Source organism: Catellatospora coxensis (assembly GCF_016862635.1).
Classification (GTDB): domain Bacteria; phylum Actinomycetota; class Actinomycetes; order Mycobacteriales; family Micromonosporaceae; genus Catellatospora; species Catellatospora coxensis.
The window spans coordinates 1-21,358 of sequence record NZ_BONI01000045.1; the positions used below are offsets into that span (position 1 = coordinate 1).

Below are 21,358 nucleotides of genomic sequence, written 5' to 3' on the forward strand. Positions count from 1 at the left end.
CGCCGAGGGCGGGGCTGTTGATGGCCAGGCCGTCGCGGGTGACCTGGTTGCCGGCGAGGCTCACGTTGAGCACGCCCGGGTCGGCCGGCGCCGGCCAGGTCCCGGTGATCCGCCCGGCCAGGTAGTCCGGCCAGCGGGTGTTCGCCCCGAGCGTCGAGCCCGAACCGTCGGAGATCGAGTCGCCGAGCACGACGACCGTGCCCAGGCCGGTCGGGGTGAGCACTTCGATCCCGGCCAGGTAGTAGAAGTGGTTGTACGCGGCGGTCTGCCCGCTGCCGTCGATGTCGCCGGCGCGGTCACCGGCGTAGACGTACGAGGTCTGGCGGGCGGTCCAGTGCCACGAGGTCGCACCCGTCGCGGTCGGCAGATAGAGGGTCACCGCCAGGTCCTGGGCGGCGGCGACGGTCAGGTCGACCGGATCGCTGAGCACCTCGGCGCCCTTGTAGACCACGGTGGAGGCGCTGCCGTTGAAGGTGACCTCGCGAAGGCTGCCGGGCTGCAGCGTCGGCGAGCCGGCGGCCACCGGCAGGCCGACGGTCGCGTGGCCGATGGTCAGCGGCTGCGTGCCGTACGCGTTGGTGAAGCGCAGCCGGATCTTCTGCCCGCCGAGGGAGACCCGCACGAGCTGGCGGATCGACTGGTCGGTGAAGCCGTTGAGCGAGCTGCCGGTGTTGGCCAGGCTCGGCGCGGTCAGCGCGGTGCCCCAGGTGCCCACCCAGCGCGGGGGCAGCCCGCCGGAGGCCGGTCCCGCCGCGCCGACCAGCGTGGTCGCGAGCAGGCCGAGTCCGGCGAGCGCGGCGACGGCACGCCTTCGGTTGATCATCACTTGTGGAACCTCCGTCGATTCCCGAGGGGGATGCGGCGGACCGTCCCGCCACCGGCACCACGATGTCAATAAATCTCTAATGTGGAGATATACGAATCTGCTGTGGTTATTGCCGGTTCGGCTGATTTATCCGGTACGTCTGGCGGCGTCCGGCCGCGCGCTGGGCGGGCCGCCCGGGGGGCACCGGGCGGCCCGCCGGTCTACCGCGGATCAGAAGCGGGCTCCGACGTCGGCGCCGTTGGCGGGACGCAGGAACGTGGAGGAGGGGATCGAGCCGTCGGCGGTACGGGCTCCGGTGATCGTGCTCGGGTCGGTGCTCTGCAGCGACCAGGTGCCGCCGAGGTCCCACGAGTTGCCCGAGCCGCTGGAGTTGGACCCGAGCGACACGGCGGTCCCGTTGGCCACCGCGAGGTTCTTGGTCAGCGTGCTGTCGGAACGGTTGGCGTTGAACCCGGTGCCGGGGTTGTCCCAGGCCGTGCAGCGGTCGATCAGATGCTGGCCGGGGTTGTTGTTGTCGATGAAACCGCCGACCGCGTTGTCCCAGGTCATGCTGTTGCGTACGGCGTGGCTCGCGGACACGGCGTTGCCGCCGAGCTTGAACCCGTTGCCGTCACCGGTGTAGTTCGGCAGGTTCCACCGGTTGAAGCCGTTGCCCCAGGACAGGCTGTTCTCCAGCAGGATCGGCGAGGAGAACATCCAGAAGTCGAGCCCGTCGTCGGAGTTGTTCCACAGGCGCGCGCCGCGCACCACGTTGCCGCTGCCGGAGCCCTCCTTGATGGCCAGGCCGTCGGCGCTCTCGCCGTTCTTGCGCGGGTCGCGGTTGCCGTAGCTGTCCAGGTTCAGGATCAGGTTGTTGCTGGAGGAGCCCTGCAGGTGCAGGCCGCTCTCGTAGTTGTCGCGGGTGATCAGCCGGTCGAACACGTTGTTGTTCGTGTCCAGGCCGAAGACGGCGTACGGCCCGTGGATGATCTCCAGGCCGATGATGCGCCACCAGTCGCCCTCGATGTGGATCGCGCCGCGTTCGGAGCGGGGGATGGTGGAGTCCACCGCGCCCGGCGTGTACGACATGTTCTCGCCGTCGAGCACGACCTTCTCGGTGCCGTAGTTGCGCAGGACGATCGGCTGGCTCGACGTGCCGTTCTTGAGGATCTGCACGTTGGTGCTCGGCGCGTACGTCCCGCCGCGCACGTGGATCGTGTACCCGGGCTGGGCCAGGTCGACCGCGCGCTGGATGGTCTTCAGCGGGGCGCTCAGCGTGCCCGCGTTCGCGTCGTTGCCGCCGGTCGCCACGTACAGCGCGGTCGTGGGCGGCGGGGTGCCGCCCACCTCGAACTCCAGGTAGTCCACGTTGGCCAGGCCGGTCGCGGTGGTCGGGCTGAGGCGGATCGTGTTGCTGCCGGCGTTGACGTTGACCGTCAGCGTCTTGGTGGTCCAGGCGTCCCAGGTGCCGGTGCCCTCGAAGGACACGGTCTGCACCGTCGCCCCGTTCACGACCAGCCCGGCCGGCCGCGCGGTGGTGGTGCCGTTGGCGAACCGTACGCCGAGCGTGGCGGTGCCGGCGTTCGCGGCGGTGACCGTGAACTGCACGTACCCGCTGGTGCTGTTGGCGCCGTTGCAGAAGCCGGAGCCGGAGAACCCGGCCCAGTTGCTGTCGACGGTGCCGACGCAGACGGCGGGCGAGGTCTCGGCCTCGTGGCGGGTCGGCGCGGCTGCGGCCATGGGTGCGGGCAGCGCGAGCACCGCGCCGACGGCCAGGGCGGCGCCCGCGGCCAATGATGTGACTCTCATGTGTCTCCCATGCTGGAGCGGCGTGGTACGAGCGCACGCAAGTGCGGACCCACGCCGCAGGGGCGGGACGACGCGCGAGGGTCCTCGCCCGGAAGGAACCCGGAACGTCGATGCGACCCAGTCTCTGGAAAGCGCTTGCCCATTGGCAAGGGTTGACGTTTGCAGATTTGTTGCAGGCGACCGAAGTCCGCGGTGGTCAGGCCCCGCGGGTGAGGGTGCTGTCGTCGCGGGCGTCCATGTACATGTCGGACGCGATCTTCCAACCGTCCGGCTCGCGGACGAACACCTTCAGCGAGAAGTTGCGCCGCACCGCCATCGCCGATCCGTCGGCGTGCTGCTGGCCCTCGCGCTCCAGGTAGGTCTTCACGACCGCCACGTCCGGGGCCACCCACCGGATGTCGGCCTGTGGCGGGCCCAGCGGCCGCCCCGCGGCGAAGTGCCGGTCGGCGAACAGCTCGGTCAGGTATGCCGCGATCTGCGCGCCGCCCGTGCGGGTGGTGCCGAACGCGTTGGTCCAGTCCGCGTCCGCGGTGTACAGCTCGGCGACGCCGTCGGCGGACAGGCTGCCGAACGCGTGCGCCAGGCACATCATCACCGCGCCGATCGCGTCCTCGTCCTGCGGGCTGCCCGCGCATCCGGTCATGACCGCAGCGTACGACCGAGTGCCGGGACGCCACCGCGAAACGGGAAAGGCCGGCTGCCGGACCCGTGAACCGGACGGTCGGCACTGCCGCAGTGACCAACGGCCTGCATAGCCTGCGCGGCATGTCAATGCAATGGTTGTCGCGCTTCGGCGCGGTCTGCGGCATCGTCCTCGCCCTGTCGCTGGGCGTGCCGGGTGTGGTGGAGGCGTTCACCGGGGAGACCACGGTGACCAGCTTCGTCGTCGGGCTCGGCGCGGCCTTCGGGGCTCCCGCGCTGTACGCCTACCAGCTGCGCCAGGCGGACGCGGCGGGCCGGTTCGGCGCGTTCGCGTTCGCGGTCAACGTGATCGGGCTCGGCCTGTTCACCGGGGTCGGTTTCGCGTTGAACCTGGTCCTGTTCTTCCTCGACCAGGCGGCCGTGGCGGCGGTGCTCGACGGGCCGACCCGGTGGGCGGTGCTGGGCAGCGCGGTCGTCTTCGTCGTCGGCAGCGTCCTGTTCGGAGTGTCCATGTTCCGGGCCCGGGTGCTGCCCCGGGTCGCGGCGGCCGGTTACACCGTCTCGCTGGTGCTGCTCGCCGCCGCGCTCGCCCCGCTGCCGGACTCGTTGCTCAGCAGCGCCGCGCACGTCGCGGCAGCCGCGTCACTGGTGTGGCTGTCGGCCGCGGTCTGGCCCGTACCCTCGACCCGTGAACTCTGACCGTTCCGTCCGGTGGGTGTCGCCGGTGCTGTACACGGCGGTCCTGGTCGCCGGGCTGCACGCCTGGCTGGTCGGCATCGGCGACACCCGGCTGCCGCTGTTCCTCGGCGGCATGGCCGCGCTGTTCGCGCTGGAGTTCGTGCGGCACGACCTGATCGCCCTGCTCGGCCGCATCGCGCTGATCGCCGCCGTCGTGTCCGCCGACGGATCGGGCCTGTCCCGGGTGTTGCTGGCCCTGCTGCCGTTCACCGCGTACTTCGCCTTCGGCCGGGCGGCGGCCGTCGCGCTCGGCGCGGCCTGCCTGGCCGGGGTCGCCACGGTCGCGCAGCTGCGCCGGCCGGGTTGGACATCCGACACCGAGCAGGTGTCGGACCTGCTCATGCTGGCGCTGGCGATCGCCCTGGCGATCGCGATGGCGGCGGTCGCGGTGGAGGAGCGCCGGGGCCGCGAGCGCATCGCGGACCTGTCCGCGGCGGCCGAGCGGCAGCGGCTCGCCCGCGACCTGCACGACGACCTGGGCCATCACCTGACCGCCGTCATCGTGCTGCTGGAGAAGGCGGAGGCGTTCCGCGAGCGCGACCCGCAGGCCGCGCAGCGTGCCCTGGCCGACGCGAGCGGCTCGGCCCGGCGTGCGCTGAGCGAGGTGCGCACCTCGGTGCGCTCGTGGGACTTCCACCTCGGCACGGCGCTGCGGGAGCTGTGCACCGACACGGTCGTGCTCAGGCTCGCCGGGGACGAGAGCCGCTACCCGGAGCCGGTGCTGCGCTCGCTGTTCCACGCCGCGCAGGAGGCGATCACCAACGCCCGGCGGCACGCCGGGGACGGCGTCGTCGAGGTGTACGCCGACCTGGGTCCGGATCGGGCGCTGCTGACGGTCACCGACACCGGCCCCGGGTTCGCCGCGGACCGGGAGGGCTTCGGGCTGCGCGGCATGCGCCGGCGGGTCCGCGGCGTCGGGGGAGAGGTCGCGGTGCGCAGCGCGGCCTCGGCGGGCACGCGGATCGAGGTGACGGTGCCGCTGTGACGACACGCGTGGTGGTGGTCGACGACCAGCAGCTCATCCGGGAGGGCATCGCGTCCCTGCTCGGCATCCAGGACGGTGTCGAGGTCGTCGGCACGGCGGCCGACGGCCGTGAGGCGGTCGAGGTGGCCCTGCGCACCGGCCCCGACGTGGTGCTGATGGACGTGCGCATGCCGGGCATGGACGGCGTGGCGGCGGTGGCCGCCCTGGCGGAGAAGCTGCCGGCATGCCGGGTGGTCATGCTGACCACCTTCGACGACCAGGACTACGTGGTACGGGCGCTGCAGGCCGGCGCGGCCGGTTACCTGCTCAAGGACCTGCCGTCCCGGGATCTGGCCGCCGCGGTGAAGCTGGCCCACGCGGGCGTGCTCCCCCTCGACCCGGCCGTCGCGGCGCGGCTGACCGCCGCCGTTCCGCGGCGCACCCCGGCCGTCACGTTGAGCGTCCGGGAGACCGACATCCTGCGGCTGGTCGCCCAGGGCATGACCAACCGGGAGATCGGCCGCGAGCTGCACCTGAGCGAGGGCACCGTCAAGAACCACATGTCGCGCATCCTCGACCGGCTCGGCCTGCGCGACCGCACCCAGGCCGCCGTGTACGCCCGCGACCACGGACTGACGTCCTGACCCGAGGATCGTGCCGCCGGCTCGCATTTTCGGCTGCGTCGGCGCAGCGGCCACGGTAGCTTGGCGCGGTGACCGACGACCTGGACGAAGCACGCGCCCTGCTGCCCGGAGTGACCGTCACCCCGGTCGACGCCCTGGGCGGCAGCAGCCGGTCCGCGGTGCGCCGGGCGCGGATCAACGGCCCGGACACGCCGCCGACGACGGTGATCGTGAAGACGTTCGACCATCCGGAGAGCTGGGCGCGCGAGTCGGCCGCGCTCGCCGTGCTGCCCGCGGGCACGCCCGCACCGCGGCTGATCGCGGCAGGGCCGGTCCCGCCTGTCGTCGTCATGTCGGACCTCGGCGCGGGCACGAACGTGGCCGACGCCCTGCTCGGCACGGACCCGGCGGCCGCCGAGTCCGCCGTGTACGCCTGGGCCGACGCGATCGCGGCCGTGCACCTGGCGACATCCGGCTTGCGCGACGCGTTCCGCGCCGAGCTGGACGCCCGCGCCGAGCCGGGCACCGCGCCGCTGACCTCGGTCGCCGCGAAACTCGACGAGAACATCGCCGGCCTGCGGGCGGCTTGCGGGCCGCTCGGTGTGGCTGTACCGGAGTCCCTGGCCGACGCGTTCCGCGCCGAGGCCGCCCGTCTCGGCGACGACGCCAACTCGACGCTGTCGCCGAGCGACGCCTGCCCGGACAACAACGTGCTCACCGGCACCGGGCTCGCCCTGATCGACTTCGAGCACGCCGAGTGGCGGCACATCGCCTGGGATGTGGCCTACCTGCGGGTGCCGTGGCCGTCGTGCTGGTGCTCCTGGCGGCTGCCGGACGACGTCGCCGACCGGGCGGTGGCCCGCTACCGCGACGCGATGGCCGCCCACCTGCCGTACGTGAGCACGCCGGGGTTCGACCGCGACCTCGCCGCGGCCACGGTCCTGTGGGCGGTGCCGTACTCGTCGTGGTTCCTGCCGCAGACCCTCGCCGCGGACCCGACGGCCGCCGGCAAGCTGGACTCGCCCCGGCGACGCGCGCTGCTGCTGCACCGCCTCGACCTCGCCCGGCAGATCTCGGCGGCCCCGGAGATCGCAGCGTTCGCCGGTGAGCTGCATGCGGCACTGGTGGGCAGGTGGGGCGAGGTGCCGCTGGCACTCGCGCGGGCCTTCCGGGGGTGACGGTGCCCAGCCGGTGGACTACTCCAGGTTCTCCCTGGAGATCGGCGGGCCGATCCGGAGGTCGCGGAACGTGGCCTCCAGCCCCGCGCGCTCGGGTGAGCAGCACATGACACCGACGTCGACGGTCTCCGGCAGGTCGAGGTAGCCGAGGCGGGCCAGCTGCCACGTGCCGTCCGCGTTGCGGAAGTGCACGGTCAGGGCCTCGCCGAAGCGGGTCACCCGCATCGCCATCTCACCGCGGTGACCCGGGACCGGCACCATCGACACGTCGGAGAACTCGCGCGTGTAGACCGTGCTGACGTGGACGGTGCCGGAGGTGACCTCCAGGCCGGTCTTCAGCCAGTTGCCCACGTCGGCCCGGACCATCATGCCGGCCTGGTCGAACAGCGTCGTGTGCGAAGCGGACACGACGACCTCGGCGGTGAAGTCGCCGGCCACCGGCCGGTGGTAGAAGTGCCCGCTGTCGGTGACCCACCCGTAGAACGTCCTGCGCCAGAAGTCCGTCTTCAGCTCGGTGACGGCGCGCAGCACGCCGCCTTCCAGCGACCATTCACCCGGCTCGTTCAACCAGGACATTCCCGTCAGCACAGCGGAGATCGTAACCGCCGCCGCGGCTGCGCGCTCACCTGCTGAGCCTGATGGTGAGGATCTGGAAAGGACGGAGCCGCAGGTCGACACGGCTGACCTCGGGCCCGCCGTGGGACGGCGGTGCGTCGCCGACCGGGTTCTCGAGCAGGTCGGCGAGCCGGGCGGTGGCGTAGGGAACCGCGACGGTCAGCCGCGCCGCCGCCTGGCCCCCGTGCGCCTCGTACAGCCGGACCACGACGTCCCCGCTGCGGTCGTCGGCCAGTTTGACCGCCTCGACCACGACGCCGTCATGGTCGACCGCGACCAGCGGCGCGACGGCCCGCCCGCCCACGACCCGCCGCACCGGCAGGTTCAGGTGGTATCCGTCACGCACCGCGTCGGCGATCCCGGCGCCGGGCAGCAGCACGTGCCGGAACGAGTGGGCGCCCTGATCGGTGCCCGGGTCGGGGAAACGAGCGGCGCGCAGCAGCGACACCCGCACCATGGTCGCCGTCCGTCCCTGCCGGTCCCGGACGCGGCTCACCTCGTGGCCGTAGGTGGCGTCGTTGAGCAGCGCCACGCCGTAGCCCGGTTCGCCGACGTGCAGCCACCGGTGGGCGCACACCTCGAACCGGGCGGCGTCCCACGAGGTGTTGGTGTGCGTCGGGCGCTTGACGTGCCCGTACTGGATCTCGGAGGAGGAGTGGTCGGCGAGCACGTCGACGGGGAACGCGAGCTTGAGGATCTTCTCGCTCTCGTGCCAGGAGACGTCGGTGTCGATGTCGAGCGCGCCCCGCCCGGCCGCCAGCCGTAGCCGCTGCACCATCTCCGACCCGCCGAACCGGCGTACGACGCGCACCCGGCACTCGTCCGGCGTCGCCGCTTCGAGCCGGACCTCCTCGGCGGGCAGCTCGGCCGCGGTGTTGCGGTAGTACGAGTCGATCTCCCAGGCGTCCCAGGCGTGGGGCACATCCGGGTGCAGCTGGACGAGGTTGGCGGCCAGTCCGTCGGGAACGACCTCCCGCCCCACCCGGAGATCGACCAGCGAACTGATCAGGCCGGTGCGGCCCACGGTCACCCGGAGCACGCCGTTGTCCAGCACGATCCCGTCCTCGCCGGCGACGGCGGTCACCGGCGGGTCCGTCTCGCCCTTGGCCGGGCGGGACCCGGGTGCCAGGGCCGCGCCCAGCGCGGGCAGCCCGTCGCGGGCGTGCGGCGCGGCGTTGAACAGCACCGGCGTGCCGCCGGGTCCGGCGAGGGCGCGCAGCGCGCCGTCGACGATGCCTTCCAGCTCCGCGCACACCCGGGCGTAGGTCTGCTCGGCCTCCTGGTGCACCCAGGCGATCGAGCTGCCCGGCAGGATGTCGTGGAACTGGTGCAGCAAAACCGTCTTCCACAGCCGGTCCAGCGCGTCGTACGGGTACTCGGCCAGCCCCGCGACGGCCGCCGTGCCCGCCCACAGCTCGGCCTCGCGCAGCAGGTGCTCGCTGCGCCGGTTGCCGCGTTTGGTGCGGGCCTGGCTGGTGTAGGTGCCCCGGTGGAACTCCAGATACAGCTCGCCGGCCCACACCGGGGGATGCGGGTACTCCGCCTCGGCCGCCCGGAAGAACTCCGCGGGCGAGCGCATGGTGACCCGCGGCGAGCCTTCCAGGTCCGCGGTGCGCCGCGCCCTGGCGATCATCTCGCGGGTGGGGCCGCCGCCGCCGTCGCCCCAGCCGAACGGCACGAGCGAGTGGGTGGCGCGGCCCTTCTCGGCGAAGTTGCGCGCCGCGTGCGCCAGCTCGGCGGCCGACAGCTCGCTGTTGTAGGTGTCCACCGGCGGGAAGTGGGTGAAGACCCGGCTGCCGTCGACGCCCTCCCAGTCGAAGGTGTGGTGCGGGAAGCGGTTGGTCTGGTTCCAGGACAGCTTCTGGGTCAGGAACCAGCGCGCCCCGGCGAGCCGGATGAGCTGCGGGAGCGCGGCGCTGTAGCCGAACGAGTCGGGCAGCCACACCTCCTGGGTGTCGATCCCGAACTCGTCGGCGTAGAAGCGCTTGCCGTGCACGAGCTGGCGGGCCAGGGACTCGCCGCCGGGCAGGTTGGTGTCCGACTCGACCCACATGCCGCCCACGGGGACGAACCGGCCCGCCGCGATGTGCTCGCTGATCCGGGCGTACAGCTGCGGCTGGTGCTCCTTCATCCAGGCGAGCTGCTGCGCCTGCGACATGGCGTACCGGAAGTCGTCGTGCTCGGCCAGCAGCGCGGTGACGTTGGCCGTGGTGCGGGCCACCTTGCGTACGGTCTCGCGCAGCGGCCACAGCCAGGCGGTGTCGATGTGCGCGTGCCCGACCGCCGAGATCCGGTGCGCGCTGGCGTGCGCGGGTCGCGTCAGGACGTCGGCGAGCTGCTCGCGGGCCGCGCCGGCGCTTCCGGGCACGTCGGACAGGTCGGTCGCGTCCAGGGACCGCTCGATCGCGCGCAGGATCTCGAACCGGCGCGCGTCGTGCGGGCTCAGCTCGGCCATGAGCTGGGAGAGGACCTCCAGGTCCTGGACGAGTTCCCAGACCTGACGTTCGAAGACGGCCAGTTCGATCCGGCCCAGCCGGTACAGCGGCTCGGCGCCCGCCGTGGCGCGGTCGCCGAGGTCGGTGCGGCCCCACGGGAGGCCGATCAGCGGGTTGGCCGCCGCCTCGACCAGGAAGCCCACCGGCTCGCCGCCGCGGGCGGGACGGGCGACGGGCAGGTGGCCGCTGCGCGGGTGCAGTCCTTTCACGATCTGCCCGTCGAGGGCGTACGCCAGGCCCTCGCACTGGAACCCCGGCCGGTCGGCGTCGAACCCGAGGTCGACCAGCGCCTCGACCTCGCGGCCGGCCCAGTCGGCGGGGACCTCGCCCGTGATGCGCCACCAGGCGGTGCCCCACGGCGCACCCCACCGGTCACCCGCGGCCGCGGGCGCGTACGCCGCGGCGGCGGCCTCGGTGAACGGGACCGGTTCACCGGGTGCGTGCCACACGTGCACCGTCAACGCGCTGGTCGCGGAGTGGACCGCGGGGCGGATCCGTTCGGCCAGCAGCCGCCGCAGCCGCCGTTCCACCAGGACGTGGTCGTCATGCATGGGCACCTCGCAGAGTCGGCTGATCCGTGCCCGCCGTGCCGGGGCGGCCACCGAGATCTTAACCTCATATCCGCTCCCCGTGCCGCAGGATCTTGAAATCGATTTCGCGCTGTTGGGCAAGGTTTTCCGAGGTCAGCTGAGCAGGCTTTAGAGGGCTCTTGACGAAACCGATTTCCTCGGGTTCACTGCTAGCCATCCTGCTCCCGACGGGAAAGGCGGACACGTGCCGGCAACGCGCATGAAACCCCGCCGCTCCCGTCGTGACTGGACGGCGGCGCTCCTCGCCGTCGTGGTCGTTTCCGCCGGCTGCTCCACCCGAGGAGGGCAGATGAACCCGATGGCAGAGCAGCCCTTCCGGCTGGCGGGCGTGACCGAGGTGCGGCGGGTGTCGCAGCTGACCGGACCGGACTCGCCGAACCGCACCGACCGCGTCGCGGTCGCGGGCACCGACCTGGGGTCGATGTTCGAGGCGGACGGCAAGGTCTGGTTCGTCTTCGGGGACACCTTCGGCAGGCGGGAGCCGGGTTTCACCGGCGGCGGTGGTGAGCAGTGGCGCTCGAACGCGCTGGCGCACTCCACCGACACCGACCCGGCCGACGGCATCACGCTGGACTTCATCGTCGACGAGCAGGGCCATGCCAAGGAACTGCTCGGCTCCGAGAAGGTCGACTTCAGCGAGATGACGGTGATCCCGACCTACGGGTTCGCCGCGAACGGCGCGATGTACCTCGCCTACATGTCCGTCCGCCACTGGGGCGAGCCGGGCGAGTGGGAGGCCAACCACGCGGGCCTGGGCAAGTCGACCGATCACGGGCAGACGTGGGTCAAGCTGGCCGCGCCGACCTGGCCGGGGGACAGCAACTTCGTCCAGGTCAGCGTCGCCGAGGTCGGCGGGCAGCTCTACTTCTGGGGCGTCACGCACGGCCGGTTCGGCGGCGTGCAGCTGATGAAGGTCGAGCCGGCACAGGTCGAGGTCCCGGGCGCGTACCGGTACTTCGCCGGCACCGCCGCCGACGGATCGCCGCTCTGGTCGGCAGACCGGGCCGCGGCGCGCACCATCGTCGACGACACGGTCGGCGAGCTGTCCGTGGTGTGGAACGAGCACCTGCAGAGGTGGCTGATGTCCTATACCAACGGCGGCGGAGCGGGCGCGAGCCTGCGCGAGGGCCTGACGCCGTGGGGGCCCTGGGGTGACGCGATCACCCTGGTCTCCGCGGCCGACGTGCCGGGGCTCTACTCGCCGTACATGCTCCCGCGGTTCACTGCGGACGGGGGCAGAACCATCTATTTCACGCTTTCGGTCTGGGACCCGTACAACGTCTTCTGGTACCGGGCCGACCTGGTCAGCAAAGCCTGACGCAGGCATTATGACGAACTGCGCCTCGGTCACGGGGCGCGGCAAAAGGAGGAGCGATGCGCAGACGCGGCATGGTTTTGCTCGCGATAGCAGCTGTCACTGCGTCCACCGTGTTGAGCGGTTGCGGCGGTGGGAGCGAGGATCCGGCCGGCAAGACCACCCTCACGTTCTGGCAGCAGAAGTTCGAGGACTACCAGCAGGCGTGGTTCAAGAAGTACGTGGACCAGTACAACGCCTCGCAGGACAAGGTGAAGGTCGAGCTGCAGGTCGTGCCCGCCGACACCTGGGCGCAGAAGCTCAAGGCGGCGCAGGCCGCGGGCAAGGCCCCCGACATCGCGACGACCAGCTACGGCAACGTCGCCCCGGGCGTGGCACAGGGCCAGTTCGCCGCCCTGGACGAGCTGCTGCCCGCCGAGGCGTTCACCGACGTCAAGGACAACGTCAAGGGCTTCGTCACGGTCGGCGGCAAGCACTACGCGTACCCGATGCTGGTCGAGCCGTCGACGGTGCTGTACTACCGCACCGACCTGGTGACCGCGGCCGGGCTGGACCCGAACAGCCCGCCGAAGACCTGGGACGAGCTGGTCCAGTGGGCGACCAAGCTGACCCAGGGCAAGGTCAAGGGCATGACCATCGCGTCGGCCGGGGTGGACCTGGGCTGGTCCAGCTGGGGCCTGCAGTACAACGCCTGCGGCAAGCTGCCGGTGAACGACGACTGGTCGAAGTCCACGGCGACCGAGCCGTGCTTCGAGAAGCTGCTGAACTTCTACAAGACGCTGTACCAGGGCGGCCTGATCCCCAAGACGCCCAAGGTCGGCTACGCCGACGGCGCGCCGTACGGGCAGGGCGAGGTCGCGATGATGGCCGGCGGCTCGTGGGTGATCGGCCAGCTCAAGAACGATTTCAAGGCGATGGTCGCCAAGACCGCGGTCGCCCCGTTCCCGTCGATCGACGGCGACCCGACCAAGACCACCGCCACCCTCGGCGGCTGGACGCTGACCGTCGACGCCAAGTCCAAGGGCAAGCAGCAGGCCGCCGACTTCGTCAAGTACCTGCTGGCCGGCGACCCGGCGATCATGGCCGACTTCTTCAAGACCAGCGGCTTCTCCAAGTACACCGTGCGCGCCTCGGTGGACCAGGCGCTGGTGGGCAACCCCGACGCCACCTCCGACCCGTTCATGAAGGTCATCTCGGAGAAGGTCGTGCCGTTCGGCAAGCAGGAGCCCGCCTACCCGTGGGACATCTCGCTGGCCTTCGGCACCGCGATCGAGTCGGCGATGAAGGGCAAGGCCGACGTGCCGACCTCACTGAAGACGGCCGCGGCCGCCATCGACGACGTCATCAAGAAGCAGTCGCTGGCCGGGACTGCGCCCAAGTAAGCGTGCCGACTCCGGTGCCCGGGACGACGCGCCACGCGTCCCGGGCACCGCTCTTCGAGGGGATGAACGTTGACTGCTCTGGACTCGCGGGTCGCCGCGCCGCCCGACCCGGCCCCGGACGCCGAGCCGCGCGGCGGCCGGCGGGCCGCCGCGGCCCGCCACGGACGGGACAACCGCACCGCCTACCTGATGATCGCCCCGATGGTGGTGCTGCTCGGCATCTTCGTGTTCTGGCCACTGGCCAACTCCGTTTACCTGAGCACCTTCAAGATCAGTTTCTACCAGGAGCCGGAGTTCGTCGGCCTGGACTTCTACCAGTACGTGCTGGAGAGCCCGCGCTTCTGGGAGTCGATCGTCGTCGGCCTCTACTACGCGGTGCTCACCGTGCCGACCGGCATCGTCATCGCGCTGCTGCTGGCCAGCTTCATCAAGACGCTGAGCAGGCGGCTGGCCTCCTACATGAAGGTCACCGTCTACCTGCCGGCCGTCGTGTCCACCGTCGTCGCCTCGGTCCTGTTCGTGTTCATGTACCAGGACGAGGGCGTCATCAACTGGATGCTCAGCCTGCTCAACCACGGCCCGGTCAACTGGCTCAACGACCCGTCGTACGCGCTGCCCGCCGTCGCCGTGCCCGGCATCTGGCTCAGCTTCGGCGTCACCACGCTGATCCTGCTGGCCGGCCTGCTGGACATCCCGGAGAACTACTACGAGTCGGCGCAGCTCGACGGGGCCGGCTTCTTCCAGCGGCTGTTCAAAATCACCATCCCGCTGCTCAAGAACGTGCTGCTCTACCTGCTGGTCACCGGCTTCACCCTCGCCATCCAGCTGTTCGAGCTGCCGCTCATCATGACCAACGGCGGCCCGGTCGACGCCACGACCACCCCGAACCTCTACATCTTCAACAGCTTCCGCGACCTGACGCCGTACGCCACCAGCTTCTCGCTCACCGCGTCGCTGATGCTGTTCGTCGTGCTCGGCGCGATCTCGCTGGTGATCTTCAAGCTCGTCAACTCCGACAAAGCCATCGACGGCTAGGCAGGGGAGCCATGACCAAGTCCGTCCCGCAACGGGTCTTCTCCGCCGTGCTCATCACCCTGATCAGCCTCAGCGTGATGTTCCCCCTCGCCTGGATGGCGATCTCCGGGTTCAAGGGCAAGACCGAGGTGCTGCGCTCGCCGTTCCAGTTCTTCCCCGACATGTGGCGCTGGGACAACTACTCGGCGATCCTGGCCGACCCGCAGTTCATGCGGGCGATGGGCGTCACCGTCGTCGGCGCGCTCATCTTCACCGCGCTGAGCCTGACCGTGAACACCCTCGCCGCGTACGCGTTCGCCCGGCTGGAGTTCACCGGCAAGCGCTTCTGGTGGGTGTACTGCCTGACCCCGATGTTCATCCCGGCCATGGCGATCCTGCTCACCTCGTTCATGGTGGTGTCCGACCTCGGCATGCTCGACACCCTCGCGGTGCTGATCATCCCGGGCGCCGCGTCGGCCGGTCAGATGTTCTTCATCCGGCAGTTCTACCTGGGCTTCCCGATCGCGGTCGAGGAGGCCGCGCTGGTCGACGGCGCGACCCGCTGGCAGATCTTCGTCCGGGTGTTCCTGCCCCAGTCCGCGGCCCCGTTCGTGGTCATGGGCATCGCGTCCTACCTGGCGTACTGGAACGCCTACGTGTGGCCGGTGCTCACCATCACCGACCCCGACCTGACCCAGATCATGCAGTTCCTCGGCAACTTCCGCTCCGACCGGGGCAACGACTGGGGCCTGCTGATGGCCGGCTCCACGCTGGCGTCCCTGCCCACCATCGGCCTGCTGCTGATCTTCCAGCGCTTCATCGTCAACGGCGTGCGCATCTCGGGCATCAAGTGAACGCGGGCATCGTGCACGTGGGCGTCGGCGGCTTCCACCGCGCCCACCAGGCGATGGTCCTGGACGACCTGCGGGTGCTCGGCCTGGCCGAAGGCTGGGGCATCTGCGGTGTCGGCGTCCTGCCCGGCGACCGGCGGATGCGCGACGTGCTGCGCGCCCAGGACTTCGGCTACACGCTGGTGCTCAAGCATCCCGACGGGCGGCAGACCGCTCGCGGCATCGCCTCGATCGTCGACTACCTGTTCGCCCCCGACGACCCGGAAGCCGTCATCGAGAAGATGGCCTCGTCCGAGGTCCGCATCGTCTCGCTGACCATCACCGAGGGCGGCTACCACGTCGACCGGGTGACCGGCGAGTTCGACGCGAGCGACCCGCGCATCGCTGCGGACCTCGTCCCCGGCGCGGTGCCGCAGACCGCGTTCGGCCTGATCGCCGAGGCACTGCGCCGCCGCCGCGAGCGAGGCCTGATCCCGTTCACGGTGCTGTCGTGCGACAACATCCAGGGCAACGGCGACGTCTGCCAGCGGATGCTGACCGCCTTCGCCAGCCGCATGGACCCCGAACTCGGCACGTGGATCGCCGGCAGCGTGGCGTTCCCGAACTCCATGGTGGACCGGATCACCCCGGCGACGACCGACGACGACCGGGCGGCGGTCACCGCCCGGTTCGGCGTCGACGACGCCTGGCCGGTGGTCGCGGAGCCGTTCTTCCAGTGGGTCATCGAGGATCACTTCCCGGCCGGGCGGCCGCCGTTCGAGGCGGCGGGCGTGCAGCTGGTGGCCGACGTCGAACCGTTCGAGCTGATGAAACTTCGCCTGCTCAACGCCAGCCATCAGGGGCTGTGCTACTTCGGGCGGCTCAGCGGATACCACTACGTGCACGAGGCGGCGCAGGACCCGCTCATCGCGCGCCTGCTGCGCCGCTACATGGATGAGGAGGCCACGCCGACGCTGCACCCGGTGCCGGGCGTCGACCTCGACCGCTACAAGGACACCCTGCTGGAGCGGTTCGCCAACCCGCACGTGCGCGACACCGTGGCCCGGTTGTGCGTGGACTCGTCCGACCGCATCCCAGGCTGGCTGCTGCCCGTCGTACGGCACCAGCTCGCCACGGGCGGCCAGGTCCGGCTGTCGGCGGCGATCGTCGCCAGCTGGGCCCGCTACGCCGAGGGCGTCGACGAGCGCGGCGAGCCGATCGAGGTGGTGGACGGCAGGCGCGACACGGTCATGGCGTACGCGACTCGTCAGCGCACCGACCCGCTCGCCTTCCTGCGGCAGAGTGACCTGTTCGGCGACCTGGCCGAGGACACCCGGTTCACCGCCGAGTACCGGTGGGCGCTGGAGTCGCTGATGCAGCGCGGCGCGCAGGCGACGCTGGCCGATCTCTGACCGCGAGCGCGGCGAGCCGAGTTGCCGGGGGACCCGCCGGCCGGCCCGATCAGTCGGCCGGCGGCGGGCCTGCGCCGGGCTCGGGCGTGAACCTGCAGCTCTACGGGCCGTGCACTAGCATCACGTTCCATGATCGTATGGATCAACGGCACCCACGGCGCCGGCAAGACGACGACCAGTGCCCTCGTGCGACCACTGATCCCGGATTCACGGGTATTCGACGCCGAGAAGGTCGGCGAGACCCTCATGGACATCTCGCCGGGGTTGCCCGAAACGGACAACTTCCAGCACTGGCCGCCGTGGCGGCAACTCGTCGTCGAGACCGCCCGGCGCGTACTCGACTACACCGGCGGCACCCTGGTGGTGCCGATGACCGTCCTGGTCGAGCAGTACTGGCGCGAGATCAGCACAGGCCTCGCCCAACACCGCATCCCGGTCAGGCACTTCGTCCTCCACGCCGACCAGGACACCCTCCGCGGACGCATCGAGGGAGAACACGCCGTCCCCTCCCCGTTCCGCCTCAAATACCTTGAGCCCTACGCCGAGGCGTCCCGCACGTGGCTGCACAGCGAGGCCGAGGTCGTCGACACGACGCACCTCACGCCCACCCAGGCGGCCCTGCGTATCGCAGAGGCCGTCAAGAGCTGAGGTCCGCCTGCCGTGGCTCACCCGCAGGAGAGTGGGGCCGCAGGTCGTCATCAGAGCCAACGGCCGGCAGCCCCGGAATCCAGGCTGCCGGCCGTCCCTGACCCGTCGACGAGGTCAGAGTTTCACGTCGCCGCACAGGTGTACGGCGAGGCCCAGCTCGGTGAACAGCGCCGCCTTGGCCAGCAGCGCCCGGTCGGCCCCGTCCGCGTCGGGGGCGTACGCCACCTGCACGTGGTTGGCCTTGTGCCGGGCCATCAGCTGGTCACGGCCGACGCCGTCGAGCACCGCGTGCATGATCGGCCACTGCTTCGTGGTCGCCTCCAGCCGCCGCTGCGTCTCGGCGGCCGGCAGGTCGGCCACGTGGCCCCGGCCGATGTCGACGTGCAGCGCCCCGTCCATCACGAACACCCGCGACCAGACGATCTCGCCGGGCACCGCGACGCCGCTGAGCGTGCCGCCGCCGAGCGGGAAGTACATCGGCGGCTGCCGCATGCTCCAGCTGTTCTGGTAGCCGCCGTGGTGCGAGGCCGGGGCCGAACCGGAGATCTCGAACACCCACACGAACTCGCCGTCGTACTCGTCGCCCCAGCGGATGTCGTGCAGGGTGGTCGCCGGGTCGAAGCCCATCGCGTTCCAGATCCGGTTGGTGACCAGCGCGTCGACGGCCACGCCCCAGTCGACCTCGTTGAAGTGCGGCAGCGGCTGCCCGGCGTACAGCTCCCGGGACCCGTCGCGGCTGCGCACCGGCGGCCGCTCGGCGTTGTTCAGCAGGCCCTCGGCCAGGTCACTGGCCGGAACCGTGTCCTTGAGGCCCTGCTGGTACTGGATGCCGACCGCGTCGAGGCCGAAGTCGTCGCTGATCCGCAGCGCCGCGATGTACATCTTGAGCTGGCTTTCCACCTGCGCCTCGGTCAGCTCGGTGGCCTCGTCCGTGCCGAAGTGGAAGGTGAAGCCGCGCTCGTCCAGCCAGCTGCGCGCGGCGGCGGCCTCGTCGTCGCCGACCCGGGCCATCTCGGCGACCAGCGCGGACTGCGACAGCCGCTCCTTGAAGATGCCCAGCGGGTTCAGCATCTCGTCGTCGAAGATCGCGTTGTACATGCCCATGCAGCCCTCGTCGAACACGCCGACGACGGCCTTGTCGTCACGCAGCTGCCGGGCCAGCGCGACACCCAGCTCCACCTCGGCCGAAGCCGGGTCGAGGCCGGGCAGGGGACGCACGTGCGACTGGTCGTGGCGCAGCTCGCCGGTGTCCAGCCAGGTCCGCAGCCCGTCCAGCGCCCACTGGTCGGTGAAGTCCTCGCTCCACAGCGCCGAGTGGGCGACCCCGGCCTTGGTCAGGCTGGCGGTCAGGTTGAGCAGGCCGACCAGGCCGGGGAACTCCCCGGACCAGTTCGCCACGATCAGGATCGGCCCCCGGTGGGTACGCAGCCCGGCGAGCACGTGGTGGCTGTACTGCCACACCGCGTCCACGACGACCAGCGGCGCGTCCACCGGGATGCCCTTGAACACCTCGATGCCGTAGCGCTGGCTGTCGATGAAACCGTGGCCCTTGGCCTCGTCGAATGGGTGTGCTCGGTGCGCCGCCCAGCCCAGCTGGTCCAGGGCCGCCGTGACGGCGGCCTCGAATTGCTGCTGTGCGGGCCAGCAGGTGATGTTGGCCGACGGCCGCAGGTCACCACTGGCGATCGTGTAGACGGTGCGGGGCTGCGCCTGCGGACGCTGCGAGGGCGAGGGCAGGAGATAACTCGTCATGCTCGATCCTTCCGATCGTGGGGGTCAGGGGCGGTGAGCTGTAGTGATTCGCCCGCGGCGAGCCGCACCGGGCCCGCGGCCAGCGGCCCGAGCCCGGGGTGGGCGACGGTGAGGTGGTGCAGGTCGAGACAGCCGCCCAGGACGCGCACCTGCGCGCCGTCCGGGGAGAGGATCAACTCGCCCCACCCCGCGCCGGTGGTGAAGATCGTGCGCAGCCGGTCACCGCCCCAGCGGGGGGTGAAGTCGAGGTTGCGCGCCGTGGCGACGTGGTCCACACCGCTGAGCGCGACCACCAGACCCCAGCTGGCCAGCGAGCGGGCGTAGTGGTTGCCGCACTCGACCTCGTTCCACGGGTTGCGCCGATGGCCGTCGTGCCGGTCGCGCACGGCGCGGACCAGTTCGAGCCCTTCCTCGACCAGCCCTTCGAAGATGAGGTGGGTGGCCACCTGGTATTCGATGCCGGTCCACACCTCGTCGCTGTAGACGAACGGGATGCGCGGGCGGCCGCCGCGCGGCCAGGAGCACAGCACGAGCCCGGCCTCGTCGTCGAGGGCGTACGTGCGCTGGACGCTGTGGTGGCCGCCCAGGTCGGCGCGGAAGTTGTGCCGGTGGACGGCGGCGACGGCGCTGCGCACGTGCTCGGCGGGCAGCACGTGGCCGAGCCCGGCTACGTGCGCCAGCAGCTGGCCGAACACCTGGTCGGACAGGCAGCCCGTGCCGTACTGGTAGCGGCGCGCGTCGACGTCGTCGAGCCGCTGCTCGTAGTACTCGCCATTGAACAGCAGCTCGTCCATCCGCGCCGCGCCGGTGGCGGCCGTGTCCCGGTAGCGCTTGGCCGTCTCGGTGTCGCCCATCCGTTCGGCGATCGCCGCGCCGGCGGTCAGCGCGGCGAAGAACATCGAGTTGGCCAGCGAGTTGGGGCCGTGGAACTCGATGTCGTACGTGTTGTGCTGCTCGCTGTCGAGCACCCCGTCGCCGTCGGCGTCCCAGGCGGTGAACGCGAACTCCAGGGCCCGCCGCGCGCCCGGCCAGCAGTCGGCGAGCAGGGTGTCGTCGCCGCTGAACCGCCACTCGCGGTACAGCCGCACGATCGCGCCGAGCTGCCCGTCGACCGCGGGGTGGAAGTCCCACGGCGCGTTGCCGAACACGCTGTTGGCGCGGAAGTTCATCCGCCCGTCGGGGCGGGTCTCGTGCATGAACTCGGTGCGCCGGGCGTCGCGTTCCAGCTCCGGGAACAGGAACGCGGCCGTCTGGGCGTAGTTCCAGACGTGCGTGCAGGTGCCCTCGCAGCTTCCGGAGTCGTCGAAGCTGCCCTCCCAGGCCGCGAAGCGGCCGCCTTCGAGGCGGAAGCAGGTGGTGCTGCGCAGCGCGACCAGGGTCGAGCTGACGGCGTCGACGACCTCGGGCGGCAGCGTGCTGCCGAACAGGGCCCCGTGGAAGGCGCGGGTCTGCCGTTCCAGCTCGGGCAGGTCGGCGGCGAGCCGCCGGGCGACGGCCCAGGCGTCGGCGTACGCCGTGGCGTAGTGGTTGCGGACCACCTCTCCGGCGTGGGTGTTGTCCAGGTTGATGTTGCCCTGCCAAGCCCGGGGCCGGTTCGGGAAGTGCCAGCTGAGCAGGAACTCGAAGTCCCTGCTCTCACCGGGGGCGAGCCGGTGGGCGATGCCCAGCGAGCCGACGCGCAGCCTGGTGAACCAGTCCGGGTACGGCGGCTGGTCGATGCTGAAGGCGGTCTCCGGAGTCAGCCGCCCGGTGGCGCGCAGCTCGTCCCAGAACACCTGGACGCCGTCCTGCCAGAACCCGGACAGCCACTGCGGTTTCGCCGTCGTGTGCGGGTCGGTGGTGGCCAGCACGGCGGTGCCGTGGCGGGGGTCGTCTGCCGGCAGGTCGCTGCCGAACCGGATGCCGCGCAGCCCGTCCTGCTCGGTCCAGCCGTTGCCCGGCTGCCCGGCGTACTTCGGGAAGTGGTGCACGTCGCGGCCGGTGATGCCGACCGGGTTGGCCATCGATCCGACGACGGTGACGTCGGCGGCGACGGCCAGGGGATTGGTGACCGTGTAGCGCAGCACCGCGCAGGGGATGCCGGAGGCGTCGGCGTCCAGCGGCACCAGCGGCGTGAACGCGGTCAGCGCGACCCGCACCCCGAGGTCGTCGTCGGTGAAATCGATCCGCAGCAGCGGGTACTCGCCGCGCATCCGGCTGTCGCGCAGCCGGGGCAGCCCGGCCAGCTGGCCCGCGTAGTAGCCCTGGTCGCCCTCGTGCGGCCCGGTCAGCCGCGACTCCAGGACCTTCGTGACGGGGTCGCCGCCCGCGGGCGCGGCGCGGATCGCGAAGAAGGTGAACGGCAGCCGGGCGCCCTTGGCCGGGCGGTTGGCGAGTTCCCAGTCGCGCAGCTCGCCGCGCGCGCCGATCGACACGTTGCCGGTGCCGATGCCGCCGAGCGGGAACGCGGCGACCGAGGCGTCGGGGCCGAGTCCCCGGGCGGCCGGGGAAGCGTTTTCAGCGGGTACGGGCATGAGGGGGCACAGCTCCGTCCAAGGGGTCGACGG

16 protein-coding genes and 1 pseudogene are annotated in these 21,358 nt (G+C 71.2%); 10 read left to right on the top strand and 7 right to left on the bottom strand.

Annotated elements, in window-relative coordinates; genetic code table 11:
• From Cco03nite_RS24645 to Cco03nite_RS24655, 3 genes and pseudogenes are all read right to left on the bottom strand, one after another.
• A pseudogene (locus Cco03nite_RS24645) lies at window positions 1-826 on the bottom strand (SGNH/GDSL hydrolase family protein); the annotation flags it as partial.
• 210 nt (window positions 827-1,036) lie between these two features.
• Window positions 1,037-2,614, bottom strand: a complete 1,578-nt coding sequence (locus Cco03nite_RS24650) for a right-handed parallel beta-helix repeat-containing protein (protein ID WP_239167628.1) — start codon at window positions 2,612-2,614, stop codon at window positions 1,037-1,039.
• Between the two features lie 196 nt (window positions 2,615-2,810).
• Window positions 2,811-3,257, bottom strand: a complete 447-nt coding sequence (locus tag Cco03nite_RS24655) for a YybH family protein (protein ID WP_203694574.1) — start codon at window positions 3,255-3,257, stop codon at window positions 2,811-2,813.
• 122 nt (window positions 3,258-3,379) lie between these two features.
• On the opposite strand from Cco03nite_RS24655, the gene Cco03nite_RS24660 reads away from it, so the two are divergent.
• From Cco03nite_RS24660 to Cco03nite_RS24675, 4 genes are all read left to right on the top strand, one after another.
• A complete protein-coding gene (locus Cco03nite_RS24660) occupies window positions 3,380-3,955 on the top strand; it encodes a hypothetical protein (protein ID WP_203694575.1) in 576 nt (191 codons plus the stop codon).
• A complete protein-coding gene (locus Cco03nite_RS24665; RefSeq protein WP_203694576.1) occupies window positions 3,945-4,979 on the top strand; it encodes a sensor histidine kinase in 1,035 nt (344 codons plus the stop codon). The genes Cco03nite_RS24660 and Cco03nite_RS24665 overlap by 11 nt, the downstream gene beginning before the upstream one ends.
• Entirely contained in the window at window positions 4,976-5,602 is a 627-nt protein-coding gene (locus tag Cco03nite_RS24670) for a response regulator (RefSeq protein WP_203694577.1), read from the top strand. Before Cco03nite_RS24665 ends, Cco03nite_RS24670 begins: the two co-directional genes overlap by 4 nt.
• Window positions 5,603-5,670: 68 nt before the next feature.
• Window positions 5,671-6,759 (top strand): phosphotransferase, encoded by a 1,089-nt coding sequence (locus tag Cco03nite_RS24675; RefSeq protein ID WP_203694578.1) that lies wholly within the window; start codon window positions 5,671-5,673, stop codon window positions 6,757-6,759.
• 18 nt (window positions 6,760-6,777) lie between these two features.
• Here Cco03nite_RS24675 and Cco03nite_RS24680 read toward each other — a convergent pair whose 3' ends face one another.
• The gene (locus tag Cco03nite_RS24680; protein ID WP_203694579.1) at window positions 6,778-7,347 is read right to left on the bottom strand and encodes a DUF1349 domain-containing protein; all 570 of its coding nucleotides are present in this window, start codon (window positions 7,345-7,347) and stop codon (window positions 6,778-6,780) included.
• A 34-nt stretch (window positions 7,348-7,381) separates the two neighbouring features.
• Window positions 7,382-10,420, bottom strand: coding sequence for an alpha-mannosidase (locus Cco03nite_RS24685; RefSeq protein ID WP_203694580.1), 3,039 nt, complete (start codon window positions 10,418-10,420; stop codon window positions 7,382-7,384).
• A 328-nt stretch (window positions 10,421-10,748) separates the two neighbouring features.
• Here Cco03nite_RS24685 and Cco03nite_RS24690 point away from each other — a divergent pair, with 328 nt between their 5' ends.
• The 6 genes from Cco03nite_RS24690 (at window position 10,749) to Cco03nite_RS24715 (ending at window position 17,060) form a co-directional block, all read left to right on the top strand.
• Window positions 10,749-11,777 (top strand): glycoside hydrolase family 183 protein, encoded by a 1,029-nt coding sequence (locus Cco03nite_RS24690; protein ID WP_203694581.1) that lies wholly within the window; start codon window positions 10,749-10,751, stop codon window positions 11,775-11,777.
• Window positions 11,778-11,833: 56 nt separating this feature from the next.
• Window positions 11,834-13,156, top strand: a complete 1,323-nt coding sequence (locus Cco03nite_RS24695) for an ABC transporter substrate-binding protein (protein WP_203694582.1) — start codon at window positions 11,834-11,836, stop codon at window positions 13,154-13,156.
• Window positions 13,157-13,225: 69 nt separating this feature from the next.
• On the top strand, window positions 13,226-14,191 hold the full coding sequence (locus Cco03nite_RS24700; protein ID WP_239167629.1) for a carbohydrate ABC transporter permease: 966 nt from the start codon (window positions 13,226-13,228) through the stop codon (window positions 14,189-14,191).
• An 11-nt stretch (window positions 14,192-14,202) separates the two neighbouring features.
• Window positions 14,203-15,024, top strand: coding sequence for a carbohydrate ABC transporter permease (locus tag Cco03nite_RS24705; protein ID WP_203694583.1), 822 nt, complete (start codon window positions 14,203-14,205; stop codon window positions 15,022-15,024).
• A complete protein-coding gene (locus Cco03nite_RS24710; RefSeq protein WP_239167630.1) occupies window positions 15,021-16,412 on the top strand; it encodes a mannitol dehydrogenase family protein in 1,392 nt (463 codons plus the stop codon). The genes Cco03nite_RS24705 and Cco03nite_RS24710 overlap by 4 nt, the downstream gene beginning before the upstream one ends.
• Window positions 16,413-16,541: 129 nt before the next feature.
• A complete protein-coding gene (locus Cco03nite_RS24715; protein ID WP_203694584.1) occupies window positions 16,542-17,060 on the top strand; it encodes an AAA family ATPase in 519 nt (172 codons plus the stop codon).
• A gap of 114 nt (window positions 17,061-17,174) precedes the next feature.
• On the opposite strand, the gene Cco03nite_RS24720 is transcribed toward Cco03nite_RS24715, so the two are convergent.
• Window positions 17,175-18,812, bottom strand: coding sequence for a fucose isomerase (locus Cco03nite_RS24720; RefSeq protein ID WP_203694585.1), 1,638 nt, complete (start codon window positions 18,810-18,812; stop codon window positions 17,175-17,177).
• Entirely contained in the window at window positions 18,809-21,325 is a 2,517-nt protein-coding gene (locus tag Cco03nite_RS24725) for a GH116 family glycosyl-hydrolase (RefSeq protein WP_203694586.1), read from the bottom strand. Before Cco03nite_RS24725 ends, Cco03nite_RS24720 begins: the two co-directional genes overlap by 4 nt.
• Window positions 21,326-21,358: the final 33 nt, after the last annotated feature.